Below are 25,995 nucleotides of genomic sequence, written 5' to 3'. Positions count from 1 at the left end.
CCGCAACCGTCGGCGTGACCGTCAGCGTCGACACTGCGTTTGCAACACTTGCCGAGTAGCTCAACGTGCCAGAGGCAAAGCTTGGAGACAGTGTGCCGGTTGAGAGTGTCAGGTTCGAAAGAGTCGCATCTGTAGAATGCGCAGCACTCCCGTCCGAACACGTAACTTGCAACGTTACGCTCTTATTTGGCGTTCCCGACCTATTACCGGCATCGATTGCAATATAAATACTGTCAGCATTGGCTACTCCGGTCGTAAACGTTTGGGCACCGGAGCCGCTGGGATTCGAACCAATATTAGTCGGCTCCATGATAGGGTCATCATAACTGCTTACTATAATTGAAGCATTAGCGTAACCGTTGTTTTGATATCCATCTCCAGAAAAGGAATAACTCCAACTCAGCCTCTCGCCAGCGTTTAGCCCAGTATCATATTCTTTTTCAAAATAATCAGTGCCAGACGTAATATCGCGAGTAACACCGGCACCCCAATCCGTATTAATTGCCGCACAGGCCGTTGAGAGCGCTGCATGAGATTGCCCAGCTGCCAATACGGCGACCAAAAGCAAGAAAAGCCCTTTAAAGCTCCGACGTAAAAGCACGCTGGTGAATGCCAATATCCAGCCAAACACAGGCCTCAAAATTTCTTGCCGAACCACAAGCCACCCCACAAGCATCAAGACATTACCATCGCAATATGCAAACTACGGTTTATTAAACCGAATTAGCACATCTCGCTGCGCACTCTAGTCAGGGTTGTTAAATTGTGTCGGCAATGTGTTTTGTTTTTTTACTAATGTTGCATACTTGCCACAACCTGAGGGGGCATCCATTGCATATGGTAGTGTGGAGGAGATACTTCTGTCACTTGAAAACCCAAACGATGATACACGTGAGGTCCGTGGGAGCCAAACATGGGCGTCGACAGTGTGATTGGCAAGGAAAGCCTTGCCGCCGCCGTCTGCAAACTCCGAATCACACCGGAGCCTATGCCTTTTCCTTGCGCGCCCGTCAGAAGTTGCAACTCAGACAAGCGCCATTCGCTGTAGCCCAGAGAAACCACCAATCGCCCCACACGGATACCGCAATCTTCAATGATCAGATCCATATGCTCCGGATAGGCTTGCCCCAATCCGGTTCGTATCGCGTTGAATTGCTGTTCGTGCAACACGCGCAAGAAATCGCTGTTTCCTTCCGCCCAAGACAGCCAGGGACGCGCCTCCTTGAGCAATTGAAACAAAAACGGCTCGTCATCCGCACCCGTGAACCGCAAGGCCAGATTGCCTGGTAGCGCAAATGAACCATTCAGGCCCGCCATAACACGTCCCCTTTCATGCTTATAACAGGCTCGAAGATGTTGAAGCACCCTGGCCTTGAAGACATTGCAAATATCTCGAATGCATCCGCAGTTTGAAATATTGACAAAAGAAATACCTAAAGCCATTTCCAATGGATCCAGGCGATAGAGTATTTCATGGAAACACTCTATCGCTCTAACCCTCAGTTTTTACGTGTTTACGGGCGGAAAGCCGCGACGCACTTTTCCTGGAAACGCTCTAGCCGAACACAACCTGAAACAAGGCCAGATTGGGCGATGCCGGATTGAGTATTCGGCCAACACAGACCGGCCCCAGGAGGCCAATATCCGGGTGCGAAAAGGAAAAATCTCCGACATGAAAATGTGGCACCCCCTCTTCTGAAGCTTCAAATTCCAGCGAAAACGGCACTCTTTTTGCCCCCGGAACCCCACATTGCGGGTTTTCGCGACAGCGCTTGAGGTAGACCTTTTCGCTAAAGCCCTGATCATCCGACATCTGAAAGTAAGCGCCCTCGTGCGCCTGAAACAAAGATGCTTCAACGGTTGCTATGGATATTGTCATGGGCGTTGCGGATAAATGCCATCAACTGCGATGATGAAATTCAAAGCAAGGGAAGGCTGAATCACGGGCAATGGCACCTGCGCTATGCCACCGCGCACGTCTGGACTAATAGCGACCGTGCCACCCGTCACCGTGTCAACACTCACTGTCGTCGAAGGAGAACCGGCGCTGCCAGTGACAGTTGTGTTCACATTTGAAAGCTTTACCAGATTGGTCGTTTGCGGTGAATTATATATCTTTGTCGCAGCAGCAGAACCGCCTGCAAGCATATTTTTCGCAGAGGTTGGAATCGTCGTATCGCCGCCGCCGCCGTAAACATCAACATCAACCTTGACATCCAATGTGTTTGGCACAGACGGAATCGTCACCGACTGAGGGCCCGTTTGAGGCGTAAATGCTGCTTGATGAGTATGGTTTGGCAGGTTACCGAGGCTCAAACTGTGTGAGGCGGCACCATATTGGGTACCAAGGATGTAATTGACAGTGCCAAGCGTGCCAACGCCAATCGGAACTTGCCCCTGCAAATTGGGGAGCTTGAAATTTTGACCGGGAGTACCACCGTAAATATTGCCGATAAGAGAATAAAGCGCTTGGGCTTGAGACAGTTGCACCGTCTGTCCAAGGCAATATTGGCTGCCATACATCGCAAAATTGTAGGGGATAATGAAAATTGTTCCCAGATACGCTTCCATAAGGCAACTCCATCAAAGGTTGTTTTTTTAAATTAAAATCACTATTGATTGTATTTGTCAATGTGAAAACAACCTTTTGATGCATTATTTCAAAGTACACTTTTTGCAAAAAAAGGCCGCACAACCTCTCTCTTGCTGGAATTTGACACGAAAGAAGAGCAAATTTTGGTCCAGCCTGTCCCTGCGCATAAAGCGTGAGCAATGATGTGGCACAGTTTGGCAGCAGCAGATGCAACACGCGAGAGTATCGTGCCGCCCTGGATTTTATCGCTTGATGTAAACTTTACTGCGAAGCTCGAAGCCTGCTCTCCACAAGCACACCGCTTTCATCCAGAATTGGGTGTGCGACAGAGATGATGTGGGCGTTGATGCGCTTGAGGTCACGCAACAAATCAAGGTGGAGTGAACTCGTTTGCAGGCTTTCAAGGCGTCCGTCTTGAAGACGCTTCAGATGGCGCTCGGCCGATTCTTTTTCCATGCGCCGCACCTCGACCTTTACTTCCATCATCTGGCGGGCAAGGGCAAAATCGCGCGTTACAAAAATGGTTTGTGCAACCCCTAGGTTGTCGATGGTCAGATTCATCAGCCGCATCAACTCTTCATAGCCATCATCTGAAAATTTCAAGCCGAGCGTGATCTTCTTGGTCACCTGCTGCACCAGACCCTTTTCAATGATGTCGCCGATGTGTTCAAGATTAATGGCGTAGTCGATGATATGGATGGAACGGCGGCTATTTTCGTCGCTCAGGCCCACACGCCCGAGCATCGAAAGATAGACCTTGACCTCCTGTTGCAGCATATCCACCCGGCGTTCCAGCGGGGCCACTTCTGCCAATTGCGAGAGGTCGTTGCGGGTAAACGCATCCGAGGTCTTCATCAACATACGCTCGATCATATCGCCAACCCCCAGCACTTCGCGGGTGGCGCTGGCGAGAGCAATCACCGGGCTACTCAGATCATGCCGGTCGAGGAACTTTGGGGCCATATCGGGCTTAACCTCATCGGCCACCAGTCGTGTCATCCAATGTGCGAGTGCTGTGGAAAATGGCCAGGCAATAAGCGCAAGCAGGATATTAAACGCCAGATGTGCATCCACCGGCAACATTGTGTGCGGGGTTGGCAACATTTGTAAAAGCACACCACCATACCCGGCCAGCGGCAAGACGATGATACAACCAACGCCGCGCACAATCAGATTGGCCAGCGTAACACGCCGGGCAGACGCAGCCGTGCCGATCGATGCAATAAACGGCGGAATCGCTCCTCCAAAATTGGCCCCCAGCACCAGAACCAGAATAAGTGCTGGCGGCACAGCGCCCGTGGACGACACAGAAAGGATCAAAACCACCGCAGCCAGGCTGGACGACGAGATAAATGCGATGCACGCCGACAAGGCAAAGGCAACGGGCCACGCGTTATCCAGCAGACCGATAAACGCAAGCAAGGCGGACGATTCCCGCAAAGGCTCGGTCGCGGCGCTCATCAGATGCAGCGACAACAGCATCAGGCCAATGCCGATCAAAGCACCACCCAGTCCCTGCCGGTTTGACGACGATGCGCGATAAAATCCAATACCGATGAAAATCAACAGGGGTGAGAGCCATGCGAGGCCAAAGCCGACAATCCACGCCGTCACGGCCGTGCCGACATTGGCACCGAGCAGCACAATCTGCGCCATGCGCGGTTTAACAAGCTCACGCTCGACAAATGATGCCGTCATGAGGGCGGTTGCCGTTGAACTTTGCAATGCAATGGTTGCAAAAAAGCCGGAAACAAACGAGCGCAGCCCGGTTCGCGTGCCTGTGGACAGCGCGGTGCGCAGCCGCGCGCCAAAGGCCCGTGACACACCGTCCTTGACCTGCGAGAGACCGAACAACAGCAGGGCGACGGCTCCGCACAGGTTGATGATGACGACGGTTGACCCCATCTCTTCACTCTTTCTCTGCCCATCACAGCGCCGTGCACAACAGATGGCACACAAGTTCGCTGCAAGACTTCATATCTGCTGCATCATTCCTGAAACTGGAAACGGTTTCAGGAATGATGCAGCAGTCCGTTTTGCGAACGGGATTTGACAACACGATTGGCTTTATAAACCCAACCGTGTTGTAACACCTTCAATCTATCGCACCATTTTCTGTCAAATCCAGGTGATATCTCAGAAATCATGCCATAGGCGATAACACTCTCACCGCAATCCGAATCACGTCCCGGGCAAGCGCTTTCCTTGCTGGTCGAACAGATGAATGTCGCTCATTGCCGCAACAACCGTCATACGATCGCCTGAGGCAATGCGAGAGCGCCCGGAAACTCGAAACACGATATCCTGGCCCGATGCCAATCTGCTATAAACATAGCTTTCAGCACCGACCAACTCAACCGCGCCGACAATCACCTCTGCACGCAGTGCCACAGCTTCAGTGGAGCCTGCGTCTTGCAATCGCAAGTCTTCCGGGCGAATACCAATGATGGCAGCATCAACAACGCCGTTGAGCTCAAAGCCGCCCGTTGCGCGATCCAGCAGATTCATCGATGGCGAGCCAATGAAGGTGGCAACAAATGTCGTTGCAGGCTTTTCGTAAAGTTCAATGGGTGTACCGACCTGTTCGATCTTGCCACCATTGAGCACCACCAGCCGGTCGGCCAATGTCATCGCTTCCATCTGATCGTGGGTAACGTAAACACTGGTGGTGGCCAAAGCCCGCTGCAGACGCTTGATCTCAACCCGCATCTGTACGCGCAGTTTGGCGTCAAGGTTTGACAATGGCTCGTCAAACAAAAACGCCGAGGGTTCGCGCACAATGGCGCGGCCCATGGCCACGCGCTGGCGTTGACCGCCCGACAATTGCCGCGGCTTGCGCTCGAGATATTGATCGATCTCCAGCGTTGCTGCTGCCTTTTTGATCCGCTCTTCAATCACGGCGGGCGGTGTACTACGGTTTTTCAAGCCATAGGCCAGATTTTGGCGCACGGTCATATGCGGATAGAGCGCATAGTTTTGAAACACCATGGCAATATCGCGCTCCGATGGTTCCAGCTTGTTGACCACACGATCACCAATGGAAATTTCACCTGAGGAGATGCTTTCAAGACCGGCAATCATGCGAAGCAGCGTGGACTTGCCACAGCCAGAGGGGCCAACCAGCACGAGAAACTCACCATCGGCAATGTCCAGCGACACGCCTTTGATGGTTTCCACCACATCGGTATAGGTCTTGCGGACGTTATTGAGCGTAATTCTGGCCATTATTTTTCAGTCTCCACAAGGCCTTTGACGAACCAGCGTTGCATCAACACCACCACCAGAATGGGAGGGATGATGGCGAGGATCGCCGTGACCATGACATAATTCCAAGGGGTCGAGGCATCGGCAAAATCAACCATTTTGCGAAGACCAATGATGATTGTCGACATTTTCGCATCATTGGTGATCAGCAGCGGCCAAAGATATTGCGTCCAGCCGTAGATGAACAGGATCACAAACAGCGCCGCGATATTCGTGGCCGACAGTGGCAGCAGAATATCCTTCATGAAGCGGAAGGGACCGGCATTGTCGATGCGGGCGGCCTCCACCAATTCGCCGGGAATGGTCAAGAAGAACTGCCGAAACAAGAAAGTCGCGGTGGCGGATGCCATCAGCGGCAGGGTCAGGCCGGTGTAGGTATCAATCAAACCCAGATCGACGATGACCTTATAGGTCGGCAGAATGCGCACCTCAACTGGCAGCATCAGCGTCACAAAAATCATCCAGAAGAACACCATGCGAAAGGGAAAGCGGAAAAACACAATCGCATAGGCCGAAATGAACGAGATCAGAATTTTGCCAACGGCAATCGCGATGGCCACCACAAAGGTGTTCCACAGCATCCGCTCGAGACTGACACCTGAAACGCGTTCGACGCCACCATTCAAGGCACTGACGTAATTGTCAATCAAATGGCTACCGGGCAAAAGCGAAATCGGCGGACGCAGGATTTCCGCCGACGACATGGTCGAGGCGATGAAGGTATAATAGATCGGGAACGCGACAATGATGATGCCGATAATCAGCATCAGATGGCCAAGAAGGGCCGCGATAGGACGTCTTTCAATCATGACCGGGCCTCATGCATAGTGAACACGCTTTTCAACGAAGCGGAACTGGAAGGCCGTCAGCGCAATCACGATCAGCATCAAAATGACCGATTGTGCCGCAGAAGAACCAAGATCAAGATTCACGAAGCCATCGTTGTAAACTTTATAAACCAGCGTTTCCGTGGCTTTCGCAGGGCCGCCACCGGTAACGGCATGGATGATGCCGAATGTGTCGAAAAACGCATAGACCGTGTTCACCACCAGCAAGAAGAAGGTTGTGGGGGCCAAAAGCGGAAATACGATGGTCCAAAACCGGCGGGCACCGCGCGCACCATCGATGGCAGCGGCTTCAATCAGCGATTTTGGAATCGCCTGCAGGCCTGCGACGAAAAACAGAAAGTTATAGCTGATCTGCTTCCACGCAGCCGCCACCACCACAAGGCTCATGGCCTGATTGCCATTCAAAAGCGGGTCCCAATCCACACCATTGCGGCGCAGGATATAGGCGAAGGTGCCCATGGCGGGATTGAACATGAACAACCACAGCAAACCCGCCACCGCCGGTGCCACCGCATAGGGCCAGATCAACAAGGTGCGATAAAGGCCTTTGCCGCGCACAACGCGATCGGCAGCCGTGGCCAGCAAAAGAGCTGCCGCCATCGCCAAAAAGGCGGTTGCGGCGCTAAACACGGCTGTCACTTGCAGCGAATGCAGATAATTGTCATCCGACAGCACGAAGCGAAAATTATCCAGCCCGACAAACATGCTGCTGAGCCCAAAGGCGTCTTCGCGCTGGGTGGATTGATAGAGCGCCTGACTGGCAGGCCAAAAGAAAAAAATCACCGTCAAGATGATTTGCGGTGCCACCAGAAAATAGGGCAGCACCTTATTGGGAAACACAACGCGTTGCACGGCGATTGTCCTGTTTTAACGCCAGCCCGCACGAACTCGGCGCGAACTGGCGAATGATCGTTCTATACCAAGGTGAGATGATGCTGACGCATTCTCGCCTTGAGGACATTGCAAATGTCTGTTGGTTAGCGCTGGGCCTTCTTGATTGCGGCATCACCGCGCTCAACAATATGATCCATCGTGGTCTTGGCGTCTTGCTTGCCAGCCAGCAGGGCTTCGTATTCTTCATTCATGATGTCGCGAACCTGCGGCAGGTTGACCAGACGAACACCCTTGGAATTCGCGGTGGGTGCCTTGCCCATCATTTGCAGGATCGGCGTTTCACGGGCCGGGTTCTTTTCATAGAAGCCAGACTTTTTGGTTTCCTCATAGGCTGCCTTGGTGATTGGCAGATAACCCGACACCTGATGCAGGCGCGCCTGAATCTTGGTCTGGGAGAGGAAATGGAAGAACTGGGCAATGCCCTTGTATTCTGCATCGCTCTTGCCGCCAAACACCCAGAGGCTTGCGCCACCTGGAATGGTATTTTGCGGACGTCCTTCGCCCGGATAATAAGGCAGCTGACCGATGCCATAATTGATGCCGGACTTAATAACGTCGCCCAAACCACCAGAGGATTCGGTCAACATCGCGCATTCACCCGAGGTGAAAAGCTGCTTGGCTTCAGAAGTGCGGCCGCCATAACGGAAAGTGCCATCCTTGGCCAGATCGGCAAGCTTCTGGAAATGCTCGACAAACAAGGGCGCGTTGACCTTGAGCTTGACATCGGTGCCCGCCAGACCATTTTCATTGGTGCCGTAGGAAATGTTATTCCAGGCCGCAAAATTTTCCGTCTGGATCCAGGTGAGCCAGGTGGAGGTCATACCACAGGCACTGGCACCAGACTTTTTGATTTTTTCGGCGGCGGCAAACACCTCTGGCCAGGTCTTGGGCGCATCATCCGGGTTCAGACCAGCCTTTTTGAAGGCATCCTTGTTATAATACATCACCGGCGACGATGAATTATAAGGGAATGACAACATGGTGCCGTCCGGCTTGGAATAATAAGCAACGATACCGGCAAGATATTCGGATTTATCAAAGGTGTAGCCACCCTTTTTCAACACTTCCGCAACCGGCATGACGGCCCCCTGCGCACTCATCATCACGCCGCTGCCAGCATCGAAAACCTGTAAAATAGCGGGAGCCTGCTTGGCGCGGAAGGCGGCAATCCCGGCATTCAATGTTTCGGGATAGCTGCCTTTATAGACCGGCGTGACTTTATATTCGCTCTGGCTGTCATTGAATTCCTTGGCGAGGTTCTCCACCACCTCGTTGTTTGCACCGGACATGGCATGCCACCATTGCAACTCCGTTGCAGCAAATGCACCAGAGGCAGACCCCATCATCGCCATTGAGGCCGCAGTGCTCGCAAAAAACAGCTTAAAAGACATGAATTCCTCCCTTTTCTGTGGTCCTGCGCGACATGAACGTCGCGTGGGTGATCCTCCCAGACCATCTCCCCTCTTTATTAGGGACTAATATTGCGCAGGAAAAGCAAAACTATGCACAGCTGTGCATTTTTATGGGGAGAGAACGGCGACATGCTCCTCTTGTTGTTTGAAATGCGCTTTTATCCTTGTCTGTTCAGGGCGACAGAATAAACGCTGGTCGATGCGGTAATGAACAGCACATGGCGGTTGCGCCCCCCAAAGCAGAGGTTGGAAACGGTTTGTGGCACCAGAATTTTGCCAAGCACGCGGCCATCCGGTGCAAGGCAGTGCACACCATCGGCCGCCGATGACCAAATATTGCCATCACTATCCACCCGCATGCCATCGGCGCAGCCCGGCACAATGGTGTGAAACACCTCGCCCCCCGACAATGCCCATTTAGCCCCCACATCAAACACGCGAATATGACGCGGATCATCGGTAAACATGCGGCCGGTATCGGCGACATAGAGTTTGCGCTCGTCCGGGCTGAAGGCCAGACCATTGGGGCAATTGAAATCCGTCAGCACCGCTTTGATCTCGCCATTCGGATCAACCCGATAGACGTTGCACGGCAGCTCCTGCTCGGATTTCGTTCCTTCATAATTGGTTTGAATGCCATAATGCGGATCGGTGAACCAGATTGCGCCATCCGAGGCCACAATCACATCATTGGGCGAGTTCAAACGCTTGCCCTGATAGCGATCGGCAATCACAGTGATGGAGCCATCATATTCGGTGCGGGTGACACGCCGCCCACCATGCTCACAACTGATCAAACGACCTTGCCGGTCGCGAGTATTGCCATTGGAAAAATTCGATGGCGAGCGAAACACGCTGGTGCCCACACCCGGTATCCAGCGATGCATCTTGTTATTAGGAATGTCCGAAAAAACCAGGCAATTGAGATCACCAAACCAAACCGGCCCCTCGACCCAATCAAAACCCGAGGCAATTTCCTTGAGCGGCGCATTGCCCAACACATAGGTGGAAAACACCGGATCCACGACCTCAAAGAATGTCATCTTGATTTCTCCTCCCATTGCCATCAAGTATGGTAACGATAACATATGCAAAAGACACGACATGTAAAGCCGGGAGAGGAGACCCCATGACAAAGATTGCATTTCTCGGAACGGGATTGATGGGCGGACCGATGGCGCGGCATTTGGCCAAGATCCATCAGGTGACCGTCTGGAATCGCAGCACCGAAAAAGCCCAGGCGCTGAGTGACGTTGCAAAGGTTGCAACCTCTGCGGCTGAGGCTGCAAATGGGGCTGACGTGGTTGTTTCCATGTTGATTGATGGCCCGACATCGACAGCCATTTTGAAAGATGAAGGTGTGATTGAGGCGGCGGCACCCGGTGCCCTGATCATCAATATGGCATCCGTAGAGCCCGACTGCGACCGCGCACTTGAAGCGTACGCCAAAAGCCTCGGCAAACGCTTTGTCGATGCGCCAGTCTCGGGGGGCGTCAAAGGGGCCAATGAACAGACACTCTCTATCTTTGTTGGCGGATCGCAAGACGATTTCACGGCTGCCAAACCACTGCTTGAGGTGCTGGGCCGCCCCACCCATATGGGCGCAATCGGCACCGGGCAAACCGCCAAACTGGCCAATCAGCTGATTGTCGCCATCACCATTGGTGCAGTGGCCGAAGCCTTTACCCTTGCAGAAGCAGCAGGCTGCAACATTGGCACGCTGCGGGGCGCTTTGCGCGGCGGCTTTGCCGATAGCCGCATTCTCGATCTGCATGGCGCGCGCATGGTCGAAGGCAATTTTGTGCCCGGTGGCCGCTCTGTGGCCCAACTCAAGGATCTCAACAACGCCCTCAATGTTGCCAAAGAGCATAAACTAACCCTGCCCTTGTCTGGACAGGCGCAAGCTGGCTTTGATGATCTGGTCAACAACAAAGACGGCGCGGAACTGGACCACGCCGCCTATTTTCTTTGGCTGAAGCAGATACAGAATTAGGAAAAGGCGATTTGCGCTTTCATGGCGCGGCTGCGGTCGGATGCAATCTCGAACGCCGAGATTGCATCGTCCAGGGCAACGGTGTGGGTGATCAACGGCTTCACATCAATCAAACCTTTGCGCATCAGCTCAACACCCACCGCAAACTCCTCATGAAAGCGGAAAGAACCACGCAGCTCCAATTCCTTGGAGGTGATCGCCATCATCGGCAGGGTCATATCACCACCCAAACCAAGCTGAACAATCACGCCGCGGGGTCGAAGGGCCGCAATGCCGCTGCTGAGTGCTGCTGCAGCGCCTGAGCATTCGTAAAGCACATCAAATGTGCCCTTGTCTGCGGCGTAAGCGGCCAAGGCCTCCGGTTCATCCTTGGAATTGATAACACGATCAGCCCCCGCCGACTTTGCCATCGCCAAGGTGAAATCGGAAAGGTCGGTTGCAACAATTTCGCCCGCACCAGCGCGCCGGGCCGCAAGGATAGACAGAACGCCAATTGGCCCGCAGCCTGTGACCAGAACTTTCTTGCCCATCATCTCGCCTGCACGGCGGGTGGCGTGCAGGGTAACGGCCAAGGGCTCGGCCATGGCCGCCTCTCCGGGTGTTAATCCATCGGCTGCAACACATTGCAGGGCATCGGCAACCAGACTTTCACGAAAAGCACCCTGAATATGCGGAAACGGCATGGCGCTGCCATAAAAGCGCATATTGAGGCACTGATTGTGCAGCCCTTGCTGGCAATAGCGGCAGGTGCGGCACGGTCTGGACGGCGAAACCGCCACCAACTGGCCAACGTCCAGACCAGATACGCCCTCGCCCAGCGTTTCAACAAAGGCCGAGACTTCATGGCCGAGAATCATAGGCTGTTTCAGGCGCACGGCGCCAAAACCACCGTGATTGTAATAATGCAGATCACTGCCGCAAATTCCACCGGTGGCCAGCCGCAGCCTGACCTCACCTTTTCCCGGCTCTTCCTGTCCAACCTGTTCGATGCGAACATCCTTGGCCGCGTGGGCAACAATGGCTCTCATACTCTGCTCCTTAGAAAACCGGGGTTAGCAATGGCTGGCCTGCGAAATGCGCGTTCAAATTATCGCGAACCAATTGGCCCATGGCCTTGCGGGTCTCAATGGTGCCCGAGCCGTGATGCGGCTGTACCAAAACATTGGGCAGCGTGAGAAAACGCCGATTGAGCTTTGGTTCACCCTCAAACACATCAAGAGCTGCTGAGCCAAGCGCGCCGGATTCCAGCGCTTCCAACAGGGCTTCCTCATCGATATTGGATGCGCGCGAAATATTGATCAACATGCCATCCGTCCCGAGTGCCGCAATCACCTCGCGCCCGACAATATGGCGGGTGGCCGCCGATGCCGCCAACGCAACGAACAGAAAATCTGAACGCTCGGCAAGCGCGACAGGATCGGCAATGTAAGTCATGCCTTTCGCATGTTCTTTGGGGCTTGGGCCGCAATAGGCAATGTCTATATCAAAGCCTTTCAGACGCTGAGCAATGGCAAAGCCGATACGACCAAGGCCGAGAATGCCAGCACGTCTGCCTGACACCTGACGCTTTAGAGGATACGTGCCTTTTTCGACCCAGCTTCCGTCTTTGACCCAGGATTCGGCACCGATAACGCCGCGCGCCAAGCAAAGCATCATGGCAACACCGAGATCCGCGACATCATTGGTCAGCACGTCTGGTGTATTGGTGACATGGATACCGCGCGCACGACATGCGGCAAGATCGACCGCATCAAAGCCAACCCCGTAGACCGAGATCACTTCCAGCTGGGGACAAGCGTCAATCATGGCACGACTGGCCCCAAGATCACCACGCGTTGCAATGGCACGAATGCGCGGGCCAACCTCTTTGAGAAAGGCGTCTTTATCAGTGGCATCGAAATAGCGATGCACTTGAAAAGCCTCATTCAATGGCTCTTCATCCCATGCGGGATAGGGGCCAACCTGAAGAATATCCGGCTTCGCCATTTTCATCTTCCTCCCACGGAAATATCTTGACAGATTATGTTATCGATAACATAAACAGGGGAACAGGTGCTTGTCGAGTTAAAAAATCCGGAGAATGCCATGTCCCTTAGTCTTTTCGATCTCACTGGCAAACGCGCTTTGGTGACCGGATCGTCGCAGGGCATAGGGCTTGCTCTTGCCAAAGGTTTGGCCGCAGCCGGTGCCTCGATTGTGTTGAATGGCCGTGATCCGGCAAAACTATCCGAGGCGGCGGCCCAATGTGGCAAACCCGTTGATGTTTTGCCATTCGACGTCACAGACCACGCCGCCGCCCGTGCGGCGATTGATCAATTTGAAGCGGAAACCGGCCCGATTGACATTCTGGTCAACAATGCCGGCATGCAGCATCGCGGACCTTTGGAAGAATTTCCGGCTGACGCGTTTGAGCGCTTGCTGCGCACCAATATCTCCAGTGTTTTCAACGTTGGACAGGCGGCTGCCCGCCACATGATTGCGCGCAGGCGCGGTAAGATCATCAACATTGCCAGCGTGCAAACGGCGCTCGCCCGCCCCTCTATCGCCCCTTACACCGCCACCAAAGGAGCCGTTGGCAATCTGACCAAGGGCATGGCCACCGATTGGGCCAAATACGGTTTGCAATGCAACGCTATTGCGCCCGGTTATTTCGACACGCCATTGAATGCAGCGCTGGTCAATGACCCTGCCTTTACCGAATGGCTGGAAAAGCGCACCCCCGCCGGGCGCTGGGGCAAGGTTGAAGAGCTGGTCGGGGCCTGCATTTTTTTAAGCTCTGAAGCGTCCACCTTCGTCAACGGCCATATTCTCTATGTCGATGGCGGCATCACGGTGTCTCTCTGATATGATAGCAGCACAAAAATTCGTCATTATGGGTGTCTCAGGCTGTGGCAAATCCTCGGTCGGGGCCGCCTTGGGTGAAAAACTGGGTGTGGCTTACGTCGATGGTGACGATCTACATCCGGCAGAAAACATTGCCAAAATGAGCAAGGGTCTGCCGCTGAATGATGAGGATCGCTGGCCGTGGCTTGGCAAAGTGGGCGAAACCCTCGCGGCCAACAAAGGCTGTGCCATCATCGGCTGTTCGGCCCTTAAGCGCGTCTATCGCGATAAAATCCGCGAGACTGTGGCCGAGCCGGTGTTGTTCATTCATCTTGCCGGCAGCCGCGCAGTGATTGCCGCCCGCATGGGCAAACGGTCTGGCCACTTTATGCCCGGCTCGCTGCTGGACAGCCAGTTTGCCACCCTTGAGGCGCCACAAAATGACGAGCTGGCCCTGACAGTCGACATCGACCAATCGCTGGACGGGATTATTGCCACCATTCTTGCTGCGCTGGAGAATAAAATATCATGACCAAGACGGTTGCCTTGATTGGTGCAGGTGCCATGGGTGGCGCAATTGGCACCCGCCTGGTCAAAACGGGGCATAGTCTCACCGTTTTCGATCTCGATCCGCAAAAACGCGCCGCCCTGGCAGCCCTTGGTGCCATCGAGGCCGAGACGGCAGCAAAAGCTGCCGCTACCTCAGACGTCATCATTCTCAGCCTGAACGCGCCCAAAATTGTTCGTGCAGCTGTGTTTGGCAAGGATGGGGTTGCCGACGGTGCCAAGCAGGGCGCGTTGATTATTGATATGTCATCCATTGATCCCGACGCCACCAAAGAGCTGGCCGCTGACGCTTTTGAAAAAGGTTTGCGCTGGGTCGACAGCCCTCTTTCGGGCGGTGCGCCCAAAGCCTTGATTGGCGAATTGACCTTAATGGCAGGCGGTAGCGAGACCGATGTTGCGGATGCCCATGAGGTTTTGAAGCATCTTGCCAGCAACTACACCCATATGGGACCAGTTGGTGCTGGCCAGACCACCAAGCTGATCAATCAAGTCTTGTGCGGCCTCAATTTTCTGGCCGTAGCAGAAGCCACCCAGCTTGCGCTTGATGCCGGTGTTGACGCCGCAAAAATTCCGCTCGCACTCAAGGGTGGCCGGGCTGATAGCGCAATTTTGCAAGAATACATGCCACGCTTTGCCACCAAGGATTATCGGCGCACAGGCCGTATCGACAATATGGTCAAGGATTTAAACAGCGCACAGGATCTGGCACGCCGCACCAACACGGCCATGCCGCTGACCGCCGTTTGCGCCGAAGTGCATCGTATGCTCACCGCAGCCGGTCTTGGAGGAGAAGATCAAGCGGCGTTGATGGAGTTTTTCACAGGCGCGAAAAGGGAGATTTCGCCATGATCACACGTTACGCCTTGTTTGAAGGCAGCATCAAACCCGGCCAGACGGATGCCTTTCGCGCCGCCGTTTTGGAAAAAATCCTGCCAAAATGGAAGCAGTTTCCCGGCGCTTTGGATGTGCGGGTATCGTTTGCGGAAAGCCGCGACGATGGCGCGCCGGAATTTCCGATGATTTTGGCCGTCAACTATCCCGATCTGGCAGCGGTCGATGCTGCATTGGCAAGCCCGGTGCGCACCCAGGCCCGTGCCGCGACCGAAGAGGTTATTGCGGAGTTCTTTGATGGACGCATCCACCACCACGTCACGCTCGCCAACGAGTTTGCGCTCTAGATTTTTTGATTTCGTTTGTCTTTTCGGGAAAACCGGATTCCACTTTTCCCTGACAAACTCCAATACGGTATCATCCCCAGTTGGTGAAACAGCTGGGGCCGGTATATGAGCGACGATCTTGACACCGGCATTGATAACAACAGGCAATTGATGAGCAAACACCGCAAACCACCCACCATGGCCGATATTGCCCGGATCACCGGGGTTTCTCCCATGACGGTTTCGCGTGCTTTCAAGGCTGATAGCCTGATCAACAAGGAAACCCGTGAAGCCATTTTGCAAGCGGCAGAAGATCTGGGCTATGTGTTTGATTCAACCGCTTCCAATCTGCGCTCGCAAAAGTCTGATTTCGTCGCGGTTACCATTCCTTCCATCAACAATGCCAATTTTGCCGACACCGTTGGCGGCTTGTCAGAGACGTTGGCAACCCGGCGCATGCAAATCCTGCTGGGCTATACCAATTACGACATGCAGGAAGAAGAACGCCTGATCGAGCAATTGCTGCGCCGCAAGCCACAGGCCATTGTGGTAACGGGCGGCAAGCACACAGATCGTGCCAGAAGACTGCTCGAAAATGCTCCCATTCCCGTTATTGAAACCTGGGACGTGCCCGCAAAGCCGATTGGCCATTATATCGGCTTTTCCAATGCGGCGGCGGTGCGCGAAATGGTCGATCATTTCGTAAAGGTGGGCTATCGCCGCATCGCCTTTATTGGGGGTGATGTTGGTCGCGACACCCGCGGCAGCGACCGCCGCGTCGGTTTTGTTGACGCCATGAAAACCCATGGCCTGGACACGACGCGCCTGATTGCAGCCGGCCCCCCACCCATTTCCATGCGTGAGGGTGCCAATGCCATGGCGCGGCTATTGCAGGAATTTCCTGATACCGAAGCGGTTATTTGCGTCTCCGACCTTTCGGCCTTCGGTGCGCTGACAGAATGTCAGCGGCGCAATATTGCTGTTCCATCCAGGATCGCCATTGGCGGCTTCGGTGATTACGAAATTGGCAGCATTTCCGTGCCAACCCTCACCACAATCAATGCCCGCTCGCGTGATATCGGCCAATACACCGGCCAACTCATTCTGGACATTCTCGACGACAAGCTCGAGACCGACCATGTGCTAATCAAGCCCGAATTGATTGTGCGCGAAAGCAGCAAATAACCTGAAATGGCATTCAGAATCACGGGCTCGCTCCACAACTTTCGGAGCGGCAATTTCTCTTCCCATGGGCAACATACGCTTAAGCTCGAAAATTCGCCACCGGTACCGAAGACGAGCAGAAGCGCAATCTGGAACTGGTGGTCAGCACAACTCACGCCATCTGAGGCGAGGCGTAACGCATAACTGACCTCTCGGGATTACCAAAACTGGAGCGCGATAAGGGAAGTGTTTGGTCTTCCTCAGACTTCACCGGGTCTGTGGTTGGCTCGTTCAAAAATGCTGGACAAACGGTATTGGCCTCAATATAGGGCGGTAACGATATAACATAATGGTGATTTGTATGTTCAAGAATATTGGTGTTAGCATTTCGCTTTTGTTTTTTTCAGCGGCGCCAAGCTTTGCGGCACCCGGCGGTGCGGTCAATGTGGTTGCCCCCTTTGAGATCACCGGACTGGATCCGGCCAAATCTGGCGATATTTTCCTGCGCATGGGCATTGTAGAGACGCTGGTTGAGGCAGACAAGGCTGGTAATCCGGTGGCATCACTGGCCAAAAGCTGGACCATCTCTGATGATGGCAAGGTTTGGCGATTTGCGTTGCAATCGGGCGTCAAATTTCAAGATGAGACGGTTATGACTGCTGACGCCGTGGCGGCATCTTTGAACATTGCCCGTGGCAAGCCCGGCTTGCTGGCGAAAGCACCAATTGAAACAATTACAGCGGATGGCGCGGACACCGTGGTGATCACGCTCAGCAAGCCATTTGTACCTTTGCTTGCCTTTCTCGCTGAAAGTCGTGCGCAAATTCTGGCACCGGCCTCCTATGAGGGCAAAGAGGTGAAAGCCATTATCGGCACAGGCCCTTTCGATCTCACCCAGATACAGCCGCCACAAAGCCTCAGCGTTGAGCGTTTTGCCCATTACTGGGGGGCAAAGCCATCGATTGAAAAGGCCACATTTCTCTCGGTCAGCCGCCCTGAAACCCGCGCTTTGATGGCGGAAAGTGGCGATGCAGATTATGTCTTCAATCTTGATCCGGCCAGCCGCACACGCCTTGCAAAAAGCAAGAAAGTGAATTTACTCTCGGTGTCCATTCCCCGGAGCGTGCTTTTGAAAGTCAATGCCGGTCATGAATTTCTCAATACGGTTAAGGCGCGCGAGGCGCTGAGCGCCGCCATTGATCGGGAAGGGCTGGCCATTGCCATTTTGCGCTATCCGGCCGCTGCCACCCAATTGTTTCCGCCAAGCCTTGCAAGCTGGCACAACGACGCGCTGACCCCTCTGTCTTACGACCCCGAAAAAGCAAAGCAATTGCTGGCTGAACTTGGCTGGACCATGCAGAGCGATGGTGTTCTGGCAAAAGATGGAAAGCCGTTCAAGCTGACGCTCACCACCTATCCCGATCGCCCGGAATTGCCGTTGATTGCCGCCGTGTTGCAGCAGCAGTTCAAGGATATTGGCATTCAGGTGACGATCAATTCGACCAATTCTTCAGAAATACCCGCCAAGCATCAGGATGGCACACTGGAACTGGCGTTGATGGCGCGTAATTTTGCACTGGTGCCTGATCCCATCGGCACAATGCTGTCTGATTACGGTCGCGGTGGCGGCGATTGGGGGGCCATGAACTGGTCCAATCCAGAGTTTGAAAACGCCCTTGATGCATTGACCCGCGTTGCCGATCCCGACGCCAGCAAACTGCTTCGCCTGAAAGCCGTTGAAGCAATCCAGACCGATCTTCCGGTCATTCCTGTCGCCTGGTATCAGCAGACGATTGCTGTGTCTCCAAAGCTCGAAGGCGCAACCATTGATCCTTTTGAGCGCAGCTTTGGGCTGGATAAGATGCGGTGGGCACCATGATCAAAGCCATCCTGCATCGTCTCATTCAGGCCGTTCTCGTTGCCCTTCTGGTAGGCTTGCTCACCTTTGCAATGACGCGATCCTTGCCCGGTGATCTTGCCTACCGTATCGCAGCTGGCCGCTATGGTTTTGATGTGGTCGATAGTGCGGCAGCGGCAAAAGTCTCCGCCGAGCTTGGGCTGGACCAACCCGCACTGCAAGCACTTGGTCATTGGTTGCTCGATATGCTGCGGCTTGATCTTGGCACCTCACTGGTTACAGGTGCGCCGGTTATCGATGAAATCCGCCATCAGCTTGGCCATACGCTGGAGCTTTCCTTGGCGGCCATCCTTCTGTCATTGTTCATTGGCCCTCCACTGGGCATTCTTGCGGGTTTGCGTCCGGGTGGCTGGCTCGACAACAGCCTCATATTTGTCTCCACTGCACTCAGGGCCTTGCCGCAATTTGTGGTGGGCCTTGTCCTGATTATCGTTTTTGGTCTGACATTGCAGCTCCTGCCTGCGGCGGGCCATGATCACGGTGGCCATCTGATTTTGCCTGCGCTGACTTTGGCCCTCGGACTTGCGGCGGTCTCCAACCGAGTGGCGCGGGATGCCATGTTGGCGGTGTCACGCTCTGCCTATTACACCTTTGGCCGCACCAAGGGTCTGTCCGAGTGGCAGGTGTTTCGTCGCCACGGTCTGCGCAATGTATCAGTGCCGATCCTGACCTATCTCGGCATGCAATTTGTCTATCTTGTCGAAGGTGTGGTTGTCGTGGAAACACTGTTTGCGTGGCCCGGAATTGGTCACTCTCTGGTGCATGCCATCTTTGGCCGCGACATACCCATGGTGCAGGGAACCGCTTTGGTTATGGGCCTGACTTTTGTTGCGCTCAATGGTCTGGTGGATGCGGCTTGCTACATGATTGATCCAAGGAGGCGGGCACAATGACCATGTTTGAGGATGTCATGCCCCGCCCGGCGCGCTTACCGATCCGGCGCGCAATCGGTCTGGCACTTCTGCTGGCACTGCTTGTGTTTGCTTTCCAGCCGTTGGTGGTTGGCGGGACCGATCCGCTGAAGCAGAACCTGCGGTATGCGTTGCAGGGGCCAACGGCGGATTCATGGTTTGGCTATGATCATCTCGGTCGCTCCATGGCCGCAAGGCTTGCCGCCGCGTTGAGATTGTCGCTGGGGCTGGCAATGCTATCCGTGGTAACGGCGATGATTCCGGGTGTTTTGCTGGGCGTTGCTGCGGCATGGCGGGGCGGGTTTGTGGATCGCATGATCGGCAGTGTGTCCGAAGCGTTTCTGGCGCTTCCCGGCCTGCTGCTGGTGTTGATGCTGACCGCCATCGTTCCCGATAATGCCGCTATGCTCTATATTGGTATTTCGCTGGTGCTGTGGGTGGAATATTTCCGCATGACCAGAGCCATGTCGCGGCCGCTTTTGGCCTCCCCTGCGGTGCAGGCCTCCAAGCTGCTTGGTTTTGGCCCGTGGTATATCCTGCGCAGGCACATTTGGCCGGAAGTTGCCCCGATGCTGCTGACAATAGGAGCCTATGGTGCCGCCTCTGCGGTGATGGCCATTGCGGCTTTGGGTTTTGTCAGCGTTGGCGTTCGCCCGCCAACGCCTGAACTTGGCAGCATGATGATCGAGCTTTTGCCCTATTACGAAGAAGCGCCGCATGGCCTGCTACAGCCCATCCTCATCATTTTCATGATGGTTCTGTCGCTCCAATTGATTGCTGGAAAGGCCAGAGCATGACCATATTATTGCAGGTTGACGCTGCCACGGTGGCCGCACCCTCTGGCCCTCTTGTTGCGCCTGTGTCTTTGACATTGCGGGCCGGGCGGTCCTTTACCATTCTGGGAGAAACCGGATCGGGCAAGAGCCTTTTGGCGCAGGCGATCATTGGCCTGTTGCCTGAAGGCTTGCAGGCATCGGGACGGGTGTTGGTGGATGGTGCAGCATTGGATCTGTCCGATCCGGTCTCTCATCGCCCGCTTTGGGGCCGCAAAATTGGCATCTTGCCGCAGGAACCTTGGCTGGCGCTCGATCCAACCATGCCTGCGATGGCTCAGATTGCGGAAGGCCATCACTATGTCCGTGGTCTTGCTGACGCGCCGGCGGCAGAGGCAGCGATGGGCGATTTGCAAGCCCTTGGCGTGGGCGATGCGGGCCATAAACTGCCCGGAGCGCTTTCGGGCGGCATGGCCCAGCGTGTTGCTTTTGCGGCAGCGCGGGCGGGCGGCGCAAACATTATCATTGCCGATGAGCCCACCAAGGGTCTGGATGTGGCGCGGCGCGATGAGGTCATTGCACTGTTGATGCGTGAAGTGGAAAGCGGCGGTAGCGTGCTGACCATCACCCATGATCTTGCTTTGGCCGAGCAAATGGGCGGAGATCTGGCCGTGATGCTTGATGGCAAGATCATCGAGCAAGGCGAGACGCAAGAAGTGCTGCAAAATCCTTCCCATGACTATACCAAGCGCCTGATTGCCGCAGATCCGCAAAAATGGGTCAAAAAGGCGGCACCTGAAGACGCAAAACAAGACGTGGTGCTGACCGCAGAAGGTTTGTCAAAGGCGCGGGGCGGACGACTGCTGTTTTCAGATCAAAGCCTTCAACTCCATCGTGGCGACATTGTTGGTATCACTGGCGAAAGTGGATCGGGCAAAAGCTCGCTGGGGGATATATTGCTGGGCCTGCTTGATCCCGATCAGGGCAGTATTTCGCGCGCCTCTGGCATCGCAACGACCCGCTTCCAAAAGATCTATCAGGATCCGCCATCCGCCTTTCCGGCCAGAATCACCCTTGGCGCGACGCTTGCTGATCTTGTGCGTCTGCATAAGCTTGATCCCGATCAGATTGAGCCCTTGATGCGCAGATTGCGCTTGCCGCGCGCCCTTCTTGGCCGTTTGCCGAATGAAGTATCGGGTGGAGAGTTGCAGCGCTTTGCTTTGCTGCGCGTTTTGCTTCTCGACCCGGTGTTTTTGTTTGCCGACGAACCAACCTCGCGTCTGGATCTGATTACCCAGCAGGAAACCATCGAGCTTTTGGTCGAGCTCGCCCGTGAGAGACAGTGTGCCGTGTTGATTGTCAGCCATGACCGGGCATTGATTGACAAGACCTGCGACCGATCTGTTGAAATCACGGCGCAACAGCAATAGGCGAGGTTTTGTCGCAAACTCATGTCCCTGCTTCCGTCCCTTTGAATTTCTCGCTACGTCGGATGGAAGGCAAGAGCGGCGGATCCGGCAGATGGCTATTGATTTCAAAGGTGTAGACTACCCGAAATCGGTGGTTCTGTTCGCGGTGGTCTTCTATGTCCGCTATGCCGTCTCGCACCGAGACCTTGAGGAGATCATGGCTGAGCGCGGGGTTTAGGCCGACCGTGCGACGTTGAACCGATGGGTTGTCAAGTTTGCACCACTGATCGCCAAGCGCCGCGATCTCGTTGCCGCTCGACGTTTCTGCAAGAAGACGATCAGTACAAATGGGTGCCTGACCGCGTCGTTATCGACAAGAGCGGTGCCAATCTCGCCGGGCTTCAAGCGGTGAACGTCATCCTGAAATTTACCAACAGCAGGTGTAGGATCGGGATCAGACAGATCAAATATCTCAACAACATTCTCAAGCAAGACCACCGTTTCCTAAAGCCTTTCGAAAATTTGCAACAACGCCTTCAACGTTGCCTTTTCGGATGAAAGTGCATGCAATCGGTGGCAATTTGTATGTTCCGCCATAGTTTCTCTGCCAAGGAGATTTGTGCATGGTCAATCGGGTCAACATTGTCTGGTTCAAACGGGATTTGCGCCTCGCAGATCACGCTCCATTGTGGGAAGCGGCAAAACGCGGACCTTTGATGCCGCTCTACATTGTTGAACCTGAACTTTGGAAATGTGCCGATTCCTCGCGGCGTCATTGGTGTTTTATCCGCGATGGGCTGATCGACTTGCAAAAGGATCTGCGGTCCTTGGGTCTGGATCTGATCATCAGGATCGGATCGGTGGAAACGGTTTTTGCCGATCTCCTCGCCGAAACGGGCGGATTCTCGCTCTGGTCTCATCAGGAAACAGGCAATGGCTGGACATTCCGGCGCGATCTCGCGGTCAAGGCCTGGTGCCAGGGGCATGGAATTGCGTGGCGGGAATTTACCAGCAACGGCGTTGTGCGTGGCCTGCGGGCGCGGGATGGCTGGGCGAAGGCTCGGGACGCCGCAATCGGGCAACCATTATATCCCGAACTCTCGTCACATCAGGCCACCCTCTGCGTTGGGATAGGATCAGATCCATTGCCGCAGAAGAATGATCCGCTGTTTGGCAGCGTCGACATCGGCAGTGTGCAGGCGGGCGGCAGGCAGGAAGGCTTGCGGGTCCTCTCATCATTTTTGGCCGACCGGTCGCGGAACTATCTTCAAACAATATCGAAACCCGGTATCTCGGCCCGGCATTGTTCGCGGCTGAGTGCGCATCTGACCTTCGGAACCCTGTCTGTGCGAGAGGTGGAACAGGCAACCCGGCGAGAGATCGATTCTCTTCTGGCGTTTTCCGATGCGGATTCGGTTGCCAAGAGACGCAACCTTTCAGCCTTTTTGTCACGGCTTGCCTGGCACTGCCACTTTGTGCAGAAACTGGAGCAGCAGCCGCAGATTGAGTATCAGTGCATGCACCCGGCTTTTGAAGGTATGCGCGAGCCGCATTTTCGCGACGACTTTTTTGAAGCCTGGAAAGCGGGCCAGACCGGCTATCCATTGGTTGATGCGTGTATGCGCTCATTGAAGGACAATGGCTGGATCACATTTCGCATGCGGGCCATGCTTGTATCCTTTGCCAGCTATCATCTGTGGCTCGACTGGCGAAAGACCGCGCCTTTTATGGCCGGGCTGTTTACCGACTACGAACCCGGCATTCACTATTCGCAATTCCAGATGCAATCAGGCGTCACCGGTATCAATGCCGTCCGCATGTATAATCCGATCAAGCAATCCATCGATCAGGATCCTGAAGCCCGGTTCATCCGCCGGTATATTCCCGAACTGCGCGATGTGCCCGCCATGTTTGTGCATGAACCGTGGCGAATGGATAGGCCGTTGCGCTCCTATCCACCGCCAATTGTCGATCATCAAGCGGCGATCCGCTTTGCAAAGGCGGAAATAGCAAAGCGATGGTCTCGCCCGGGATTTCGGGATGAGGCGCGCGAAGTGCATGAAAAGCTCGGAAGCCGCAAGAAGCAGCCCAACCGACGCCAAAAAACAAAACCCGTCGACAAGAAGCAGATGCAGTTTGATTTCTAGGGTTTGTCAGGGAAAAGTGGAATCCGAATTTCCAGAAAAGACAAATGAAAACAAGAAAGTATAGAGTCTGTCTGGTTCACCCTGAACCTGACAGACTCTTATGGCGCGCCCCACAGTCTTGATTCATCAAGCTTGCGCTTTATTTGGAGGTCGATGCTGCCCACCAGCAAATTCTGCAGCGTGGTTTGTAGGATGAAATGACCATTGCAGCCGGTCTGATGACATGAACGAAAGCATAGCCATGATCGAGTCAGATGACAGCATTCGTATCAACCGGATTATTGATCTCGCTTGGGCGGATGATGTCTCGTTCGATCAGATCAAGCGTTATACGGGCTTGAACGAAGCGCAGGTGATCAGGACCATGCGACAAAATCTGAAACCGGCCAGCTTCCGCATCTGGCGACAGCGGGTGTCAGGGCGCGCCGCCAAGCACGAACGCAAATCGCGGCTGCAACAGCAGACTGAAGCATGACGCGCACGCTGCATCTGGTCATGCCGGATCAACTGTCGCAAAGCCTGTCAGCGCTGCGCGATTACGATCCGGCAGAGGGCGTTGTGCTGATATGCGAGACCATGGCTGAGGCTACCAATGTGCCGCACCATAAGAAAAAACTCGCCTTCCTGTTCGCTTCCATGCGCCACTTTGCCGAAGAACTGACATCTCAGGGCTTTCATGTTCGCTATGTGCAACTCGAAGACGCCGATAACAGCGGCAATGTGTTGGGTGAAATCGAGCGGGCGGTCCGGGCACTTGGCACATCCCGGCTGGTTGCAACCCGGCCCGGCTCCTATGAGATGATCAACGTGCTAAAAGCCGTGAGGGCCGACCTCGGCATTGCGGTTGATCTGCGCGAAGATGGGCGATTTCTGTCCACCATCCGGGAATTTGCAGCCTGGGCGGAGGGCAAGAAGCAACTGCGTATGGAGTTTTTCTATCGCGAGATGCGCAAGAAGCATCAGATCCTGATGGAACAGGACGGCAAACCGACGGGTGGTGTCTGGAACTTCGACAAGGAAAACCGTAAGCCACCCAAAAAAGGACTGACCTCGCCCAAGCGAATTAGCCACCGCAAATCGGCGATCACCCAAGCGGTTCTTGACATGGTGGAGGCCCGATTTGCGGGACACTTTGGAAAATTGCGACCCTTCCATTTTGCTGTGACCCGTCCGCAGGCGCTGCTGGAACTGGATCATTTCATAGACCATGTTCTTCCTGATTTTGGCGACTATCAGGACGCAATGGTGGTTGGTGAGCCCTATCTCTTTCATTCGCTTCTCGCGAGCTATCTGAATGTCGGACTTCTGCTGCCGTTAGAAATCTGTCGCGCGGCAGAGGAGGCCTATCATCAAGGCCGCGCGCCCTTGAACGCAGTGGAAGGCTTTATCCGGCAAATTCTTGGCTGGCGGGAATATATTCGCGGAATCTACTGGCATCTGATGCCCCATTACGGGCAACGCAATAGCCTGCAGGCCGAGCGGCCCTTGCCTGCGTTTTACTGGACCGGAAAGACTGAGATGGCTTGTGTGGCGGAAGCAGTGCATCACACCTGCGACCATGCCTATTCACACCATATCCAACGATTGATGATTACTGGAAATTTCGCACTTCTTGCCGGTCTCAATGTGAAGGAAGTGCAGGACTGGTATCTGGCTGTCTATTCAGACGCTTTCGAATGGGTGGAAATGCCCAACACGCTCGGCATGGCCCTGTTTGGTGATGGCGGCATTGTTGCCAGCAAGCCCTATGCGGCCAGCGGTAAATACATCAACCGGATGAGCAACTCTTGCTCCACATGCCGTTATGATCCTGCTGAGACCATCGGTGACTGCGCATGCCCCTTCAACGCACTTTACTGGGATTTTCTTGACCGTCACCGGAACCTGTTTCAAAGCAACCAACGCATGCCATATGTCTATGCAGCCTGGGATAAGTTCACGCCCGAACGACAGCAAGCCATCCGGGAACAAGCTGCAAAAGCACTGAACGCAATCAACGAGGGAACGCTGTAACCTCGTTTCGACCCAACCGTTGGCGCAGCAAGTTTCAGAGGGGAAATACTACGTCCCGCCAACGTTGTTCCGCTCCATTTTGATCGAGCAAAAGTGTATGCGGCTGGCA

The 25,995-nt window shown here is 54.5% G+C and carries 25 protein-coding genes and 1 pseudogene; 14 read left to right on the top strand and 12 right to left on the bottom strand.

The window, feature by feature from the left end; translation table 11 throughout:
• The 10 genes from BJF95_RS23935 to BJF95_RS23560 form a co-directional block, all read right to left on the bottom strand.
• Positions 1-658: hypothetical protein (locus BJF95_RS23935; protein WP_139317615.1), on the bottom strand; the 658-nt coding region annotated here is incomplete at its 3' end.
• Between the two features lie 134 nt (positions 659-792).
• Positions 793-1,443 carry an N-acetyltransferase gene (locus tag BJF95_RS23600; RefSeq protein WP_139317614.1) on the bottom strand — a complete coding sequence of 217 codons (651 nt, stop codon included), beginning with the start codon at positions 1,441-1,443 and terminating at the stop codon, positions 793-795.
• A 112-nt stretch (positions 1,444-1,555) separates the two neighbouring features.
• Positions 1,556-1,879 (bottom strand): hypothetical protein, encoded by a 324-nt coding sequence (locus BJF95_RS23595; protein WP_075641932.1) that lies wholly within the window; start codon positions 1,877-1,879, stop codon positions 1,556-1,558.
• A complete protein-coding gene (locus tag BJF95_RS23590) occupies positions 1,876-2,571 on the bottom strand; it encodes a phage tail protein (RefSeq protein WP_075641931.1) in 696 nt (231 codons plus the stop codon). Before BJF95_RS23590 ends, BJF95_RS23595 begins: the two co-directional genes overlap by 4 nt.
• A 283-nt stretch (positions 2,572-2,854) precedes the next feature.
• Positions 2,855-4,498 carry a Na/Pi cotransporter family protein gene (locus tag BJF95_RS23585; protein WP_075641930.1) on the bottom strand — a complete coding sequence of 548 codons (1,644 nt, stop codon included), beginning with the start codon at positions 4,496-4,498 and terminating at the stop codon, positions 2,855-2,857.
• Positions 4,499-4,774: 276 nt separating this feature from the next.
• Positions 4,775-5,818, bottom strand: coding sequence for a sn-glycerol-3-phosphate import ATP-binding protein UgpC (locus BJF95_RS23580; protein WP_075641929.1), 1,044 nt, complete (start codon positions 5,816-5,818; stop codon positions 4,775-4,777).
• The gene (gene ugpE, locus BJF95_RS23575) at positions 5,818-6,666 is read right to left on the bottom strand and encodes a sn-glycerol-3-phosphate ABC transporter permease UgpE (protein ID WP_075641928.1); all 849 of its coding nucleotides are present in this window, start codon (positions 6,664-6,666) and stop codon (positions 5,818-5,820) included. Before ugpE ends, BJF95_RS23580 begins: the two co-directional genes overlap by 1 nt.
• 9 nt (positions 6,667-6,675) lie before the next feature.
• A complete protein-coding gene (gene ugpA, locus BJF95_RS23570; RefSeq protein ID WP_075641927.1) occupies positions 6,676-7,557 on the bottom strand; it encodes a sn-glycerol-3-phosphate ABC transporter permease UgpA in 882 nt (293 codons plus the stop codon).
• Positions 7,558-7,682: 125 nt separating this feature from the next.
• Complete coding sequence (gene ugpB / locus BJF95_RS23565) at positions 7,683-8,990, bottom strand: sn-glycerol-3-phosphate ABC transporter substrate-binding protein UgpB (RefSeq protein WP_075641926.1); 1,308 nt, start codon at positions 8,988-8,990, stop codon at positions 7,683-7,685.
• Between the two features lie 179 nt (positions 8,991-9,169).
• The gene (locus BJF95_RS23560) at positions 9,170-10,054 is read right to left on the bottom strand and encodes an SMP-30/gluconolactonase/LRE family protein (RefSeq protein WP_075641925.1); all 885 of its coding nucleotides are present in this window, start codon (positions 10,052-10,054) and stop codon (positions 9,170-9,172) included.
• A gap of 86 nt (positions 10,055-10,140) precedes the next feature.
• Between BJF95_RS23560 and BJF95_RS23555 the strand changes: the two genes are divergently transcribed.
• Complete coding sequence (locus BJF95_RS23555) at positions 10,141-11,004, top strand: NAD(P)-dependent oxidoreductase (RefSeq protein WP_075641924.1); 864 nt, start codon at positions 10,141-10,143, stop codon at positions 11,002-11,004.
• Here BJF95_RS23555 and BJF95_RS23550 read toward each other — a convergent pair.
• Complete coding sequence (locus BJF95_RS23550) at positions 11,001-12,032, bottom strand: L-idonate 5-dehydrogenase (RefSeq protein WP_075641923.1); 1,032 nt, start codon at positions 12,030-12,032, stop codon at positions 11,001-11,003. The two genes, BJF95_RS23555 and BJF95_RS23550, sit on opposite strands and share 4 nt — an antisense overlap.
• Positions 12,033-12,042: 10 nt before the next feature.
• Positions 12,043-12,990, bottom strand: coding sequence for a 2-hydroxyacid dehydrogenase (locus BJF95_RS23545; protein WP_075641970.1), 948 nt, complete (start codon positions 12,988-12,990; stop codon positions 12,043-12,045).
• A 99-nt stretch (positions 12,991-13,089) separates the two neighbouring features.
• Here BJF95_RS23545 and BJF95_RS23540 point away from each other — a divergent pair, with 99 nt between their 5' ends.
• The 13 genes and pseudogenes from BJF95_RS23540 to BJF95_RS23480 all read left to right on the top strand — a co-directional run bounded on the left by BJF95_RS23540 (position 13,090) and on the right by BJF95_RS23480 (position 25,886).
• Positions 13,090-13,848 carry an SDR family oxidoreductase gene (locus tag BJF95_RS23540; protein ID WP_075641922.1) on the top strand — a complete coding sequence of 253 codons (759 nt, stop codon included), beginning with the start codon at positions 13,090-13,092 and terminating at the stop codon, positions 13,846-13,848.
• Between the two features lies 1 nt (position 13,849).
• Complete coding sequence (locus BJF95_RS23535; RefSeq protein ID WP_075641921.1) at positions 13,850-14,359, top strand: gluconokinase; 510 nt, start codon at positions 13,850-13,852, stop codon at positions 14,357-14,359.
• A complete protein-coding gene (locus BJF95_RS23530; RefSeq protein ID WP_075641920.1) occupies positions 14,356-15,243 on the top strand; it encodes an NAD(P)-dependent oxidoreductase in 888 nt (295 codons plus the stop codon). The genes BJF95_RS23535 and BJF95_RS23530 overlap by 4 nt, the downstream gene beginning before the upstream one ends.
• Complete coding sequence (locus BJF95_RS23525; protein ID WP_075641919.1) at positions 15,240-15,572, top strand: hypothetical protein; 333 nt, start codon at positions 15,240-15,242, stop codon at positions 15,570-15,572. The genes BJF95_RS23530 and BJF95_RS23525 overlap by 4 nt, the downstream gene beginning before the upstream one ends.
• Before the next feature lie 150 nt (positions 15,573-15,722).
• Entirely contained in the window at positions 15,723-16,736 is a 1,014-nt protein-coding gene (locus BJF95_RS23520) for a LacI family DNA-binding transcriptional regulator (protein ID WP_075641969.1), read from the top strand.
• A gap of 340 nt (positions 16,737-17,076) precedes the next feature.
• Positions 17,077-18,594 (top strand): ABC transporter substrate-binding protein, encoded by a 1,518-nt coding sequence (locus tag BJF95_RS23515; protein ID WP_075641967.1) that lies wholly within the window; start codon positions 17,077-17,079, stop codon positions 18,592-18,594.
• A complete protein-coding gene (locus tag BJF95_RS23510; RefSeq protein ID WP_075641968.1) occupies positions 18,591-19,526 on the top strand; it encodes an ABC transporter permease in 936 nt (311 codons plus the stop codon). The genes BJF95_RS23515 and BJF95_RS23510 overlap by 4 nt, the downstream gene beginning before the upstream one ends.
• Positions 19,523-20,341 (top strand): ABC transporter permease, encoded by an 819-nt coding sequence (locus BJF95_RS23505; protein ID WP_210187756.1) that lies wholly within the window; start codon positions 19,523-19,525, stop codon positions 20,339-20,341. The genes BJF95_RS23510 and BJF95_RS23505 overlap by 4 nt, the downstream gene beginning before the upstream one ends.
• Positions 20,338-21,747 (top strand): ABC transporter ATP-binding protein, encoded by a 1,410-nt coding sequence (locus BJF95_RS23500; protein WP_075641918.1) that lies wholly within the window; start codon positions 20,338-20,340, stop codon positions 21,745-21,747. The genes BJF95_RS23505 and BJF95_RS23500 overlap by 4 nt, the downstream gene beginning before the upstream one ends.
• Before the next feature lie 91 nt (positions 21,748-21,838).
• Positions 21,839-22,236: pseudogene (locus tag BJF95_RS23715) on the top strand (DDE-type integrase/transposase/recombinase); the annotation flags it as partial.
• Positions 22,237-22,349: 113 nt separating this feature from the next.
• Complete coding sequence (locus BJF95_RS23490) at positions 22,350-23,873, top strand: FAD-binding domain-containing protein (RefSeq protein WP_075641916.1); 1,524 nt, start codon at positions 22,350-22,352, stop codon at positions 23,871-23,873.
• Positions 23,874-24,114: 241 nt separating this feature from the next.
• Positions 24,115-24,348, top strand: coding sequence for a TIGR03643 family protein (locus tag BJF95_RS23485; RefSeq protein WP_075641965.1), 234 nt, complete (start codon positions 24,115-24,117; stop codon positions 24,346-24,348).
• A complete protein-coding gene (locus BJF95_RS23480) occupies positions 24,345-25,886 on the top strand; it encodes a cryptochrome/photolyase family protein (protein WP_075641915.1) in 1,542 nt (513 codons plus the stop codon). Before BJF95_RS23485 ends, BJF95_RS23480 begins: the two co-directional genes overlap by 4 nt.
• Positions 25,887-25,995 lie beyond the last annotated feature (109 nt).

This window comes from Rhizobium oryziradicis (genome assembly GCF_001939045.1).
Lineage (GTDB): Bacteria > Pseudomonadota > Alphaproteobacteria > Rhizobiales > Rhizobiaceae > Allorhizobium > Allorhizobium oryziradicis.
This window is presented reverse-complemented; position numbering and strand designations above follow the sequence as displayed.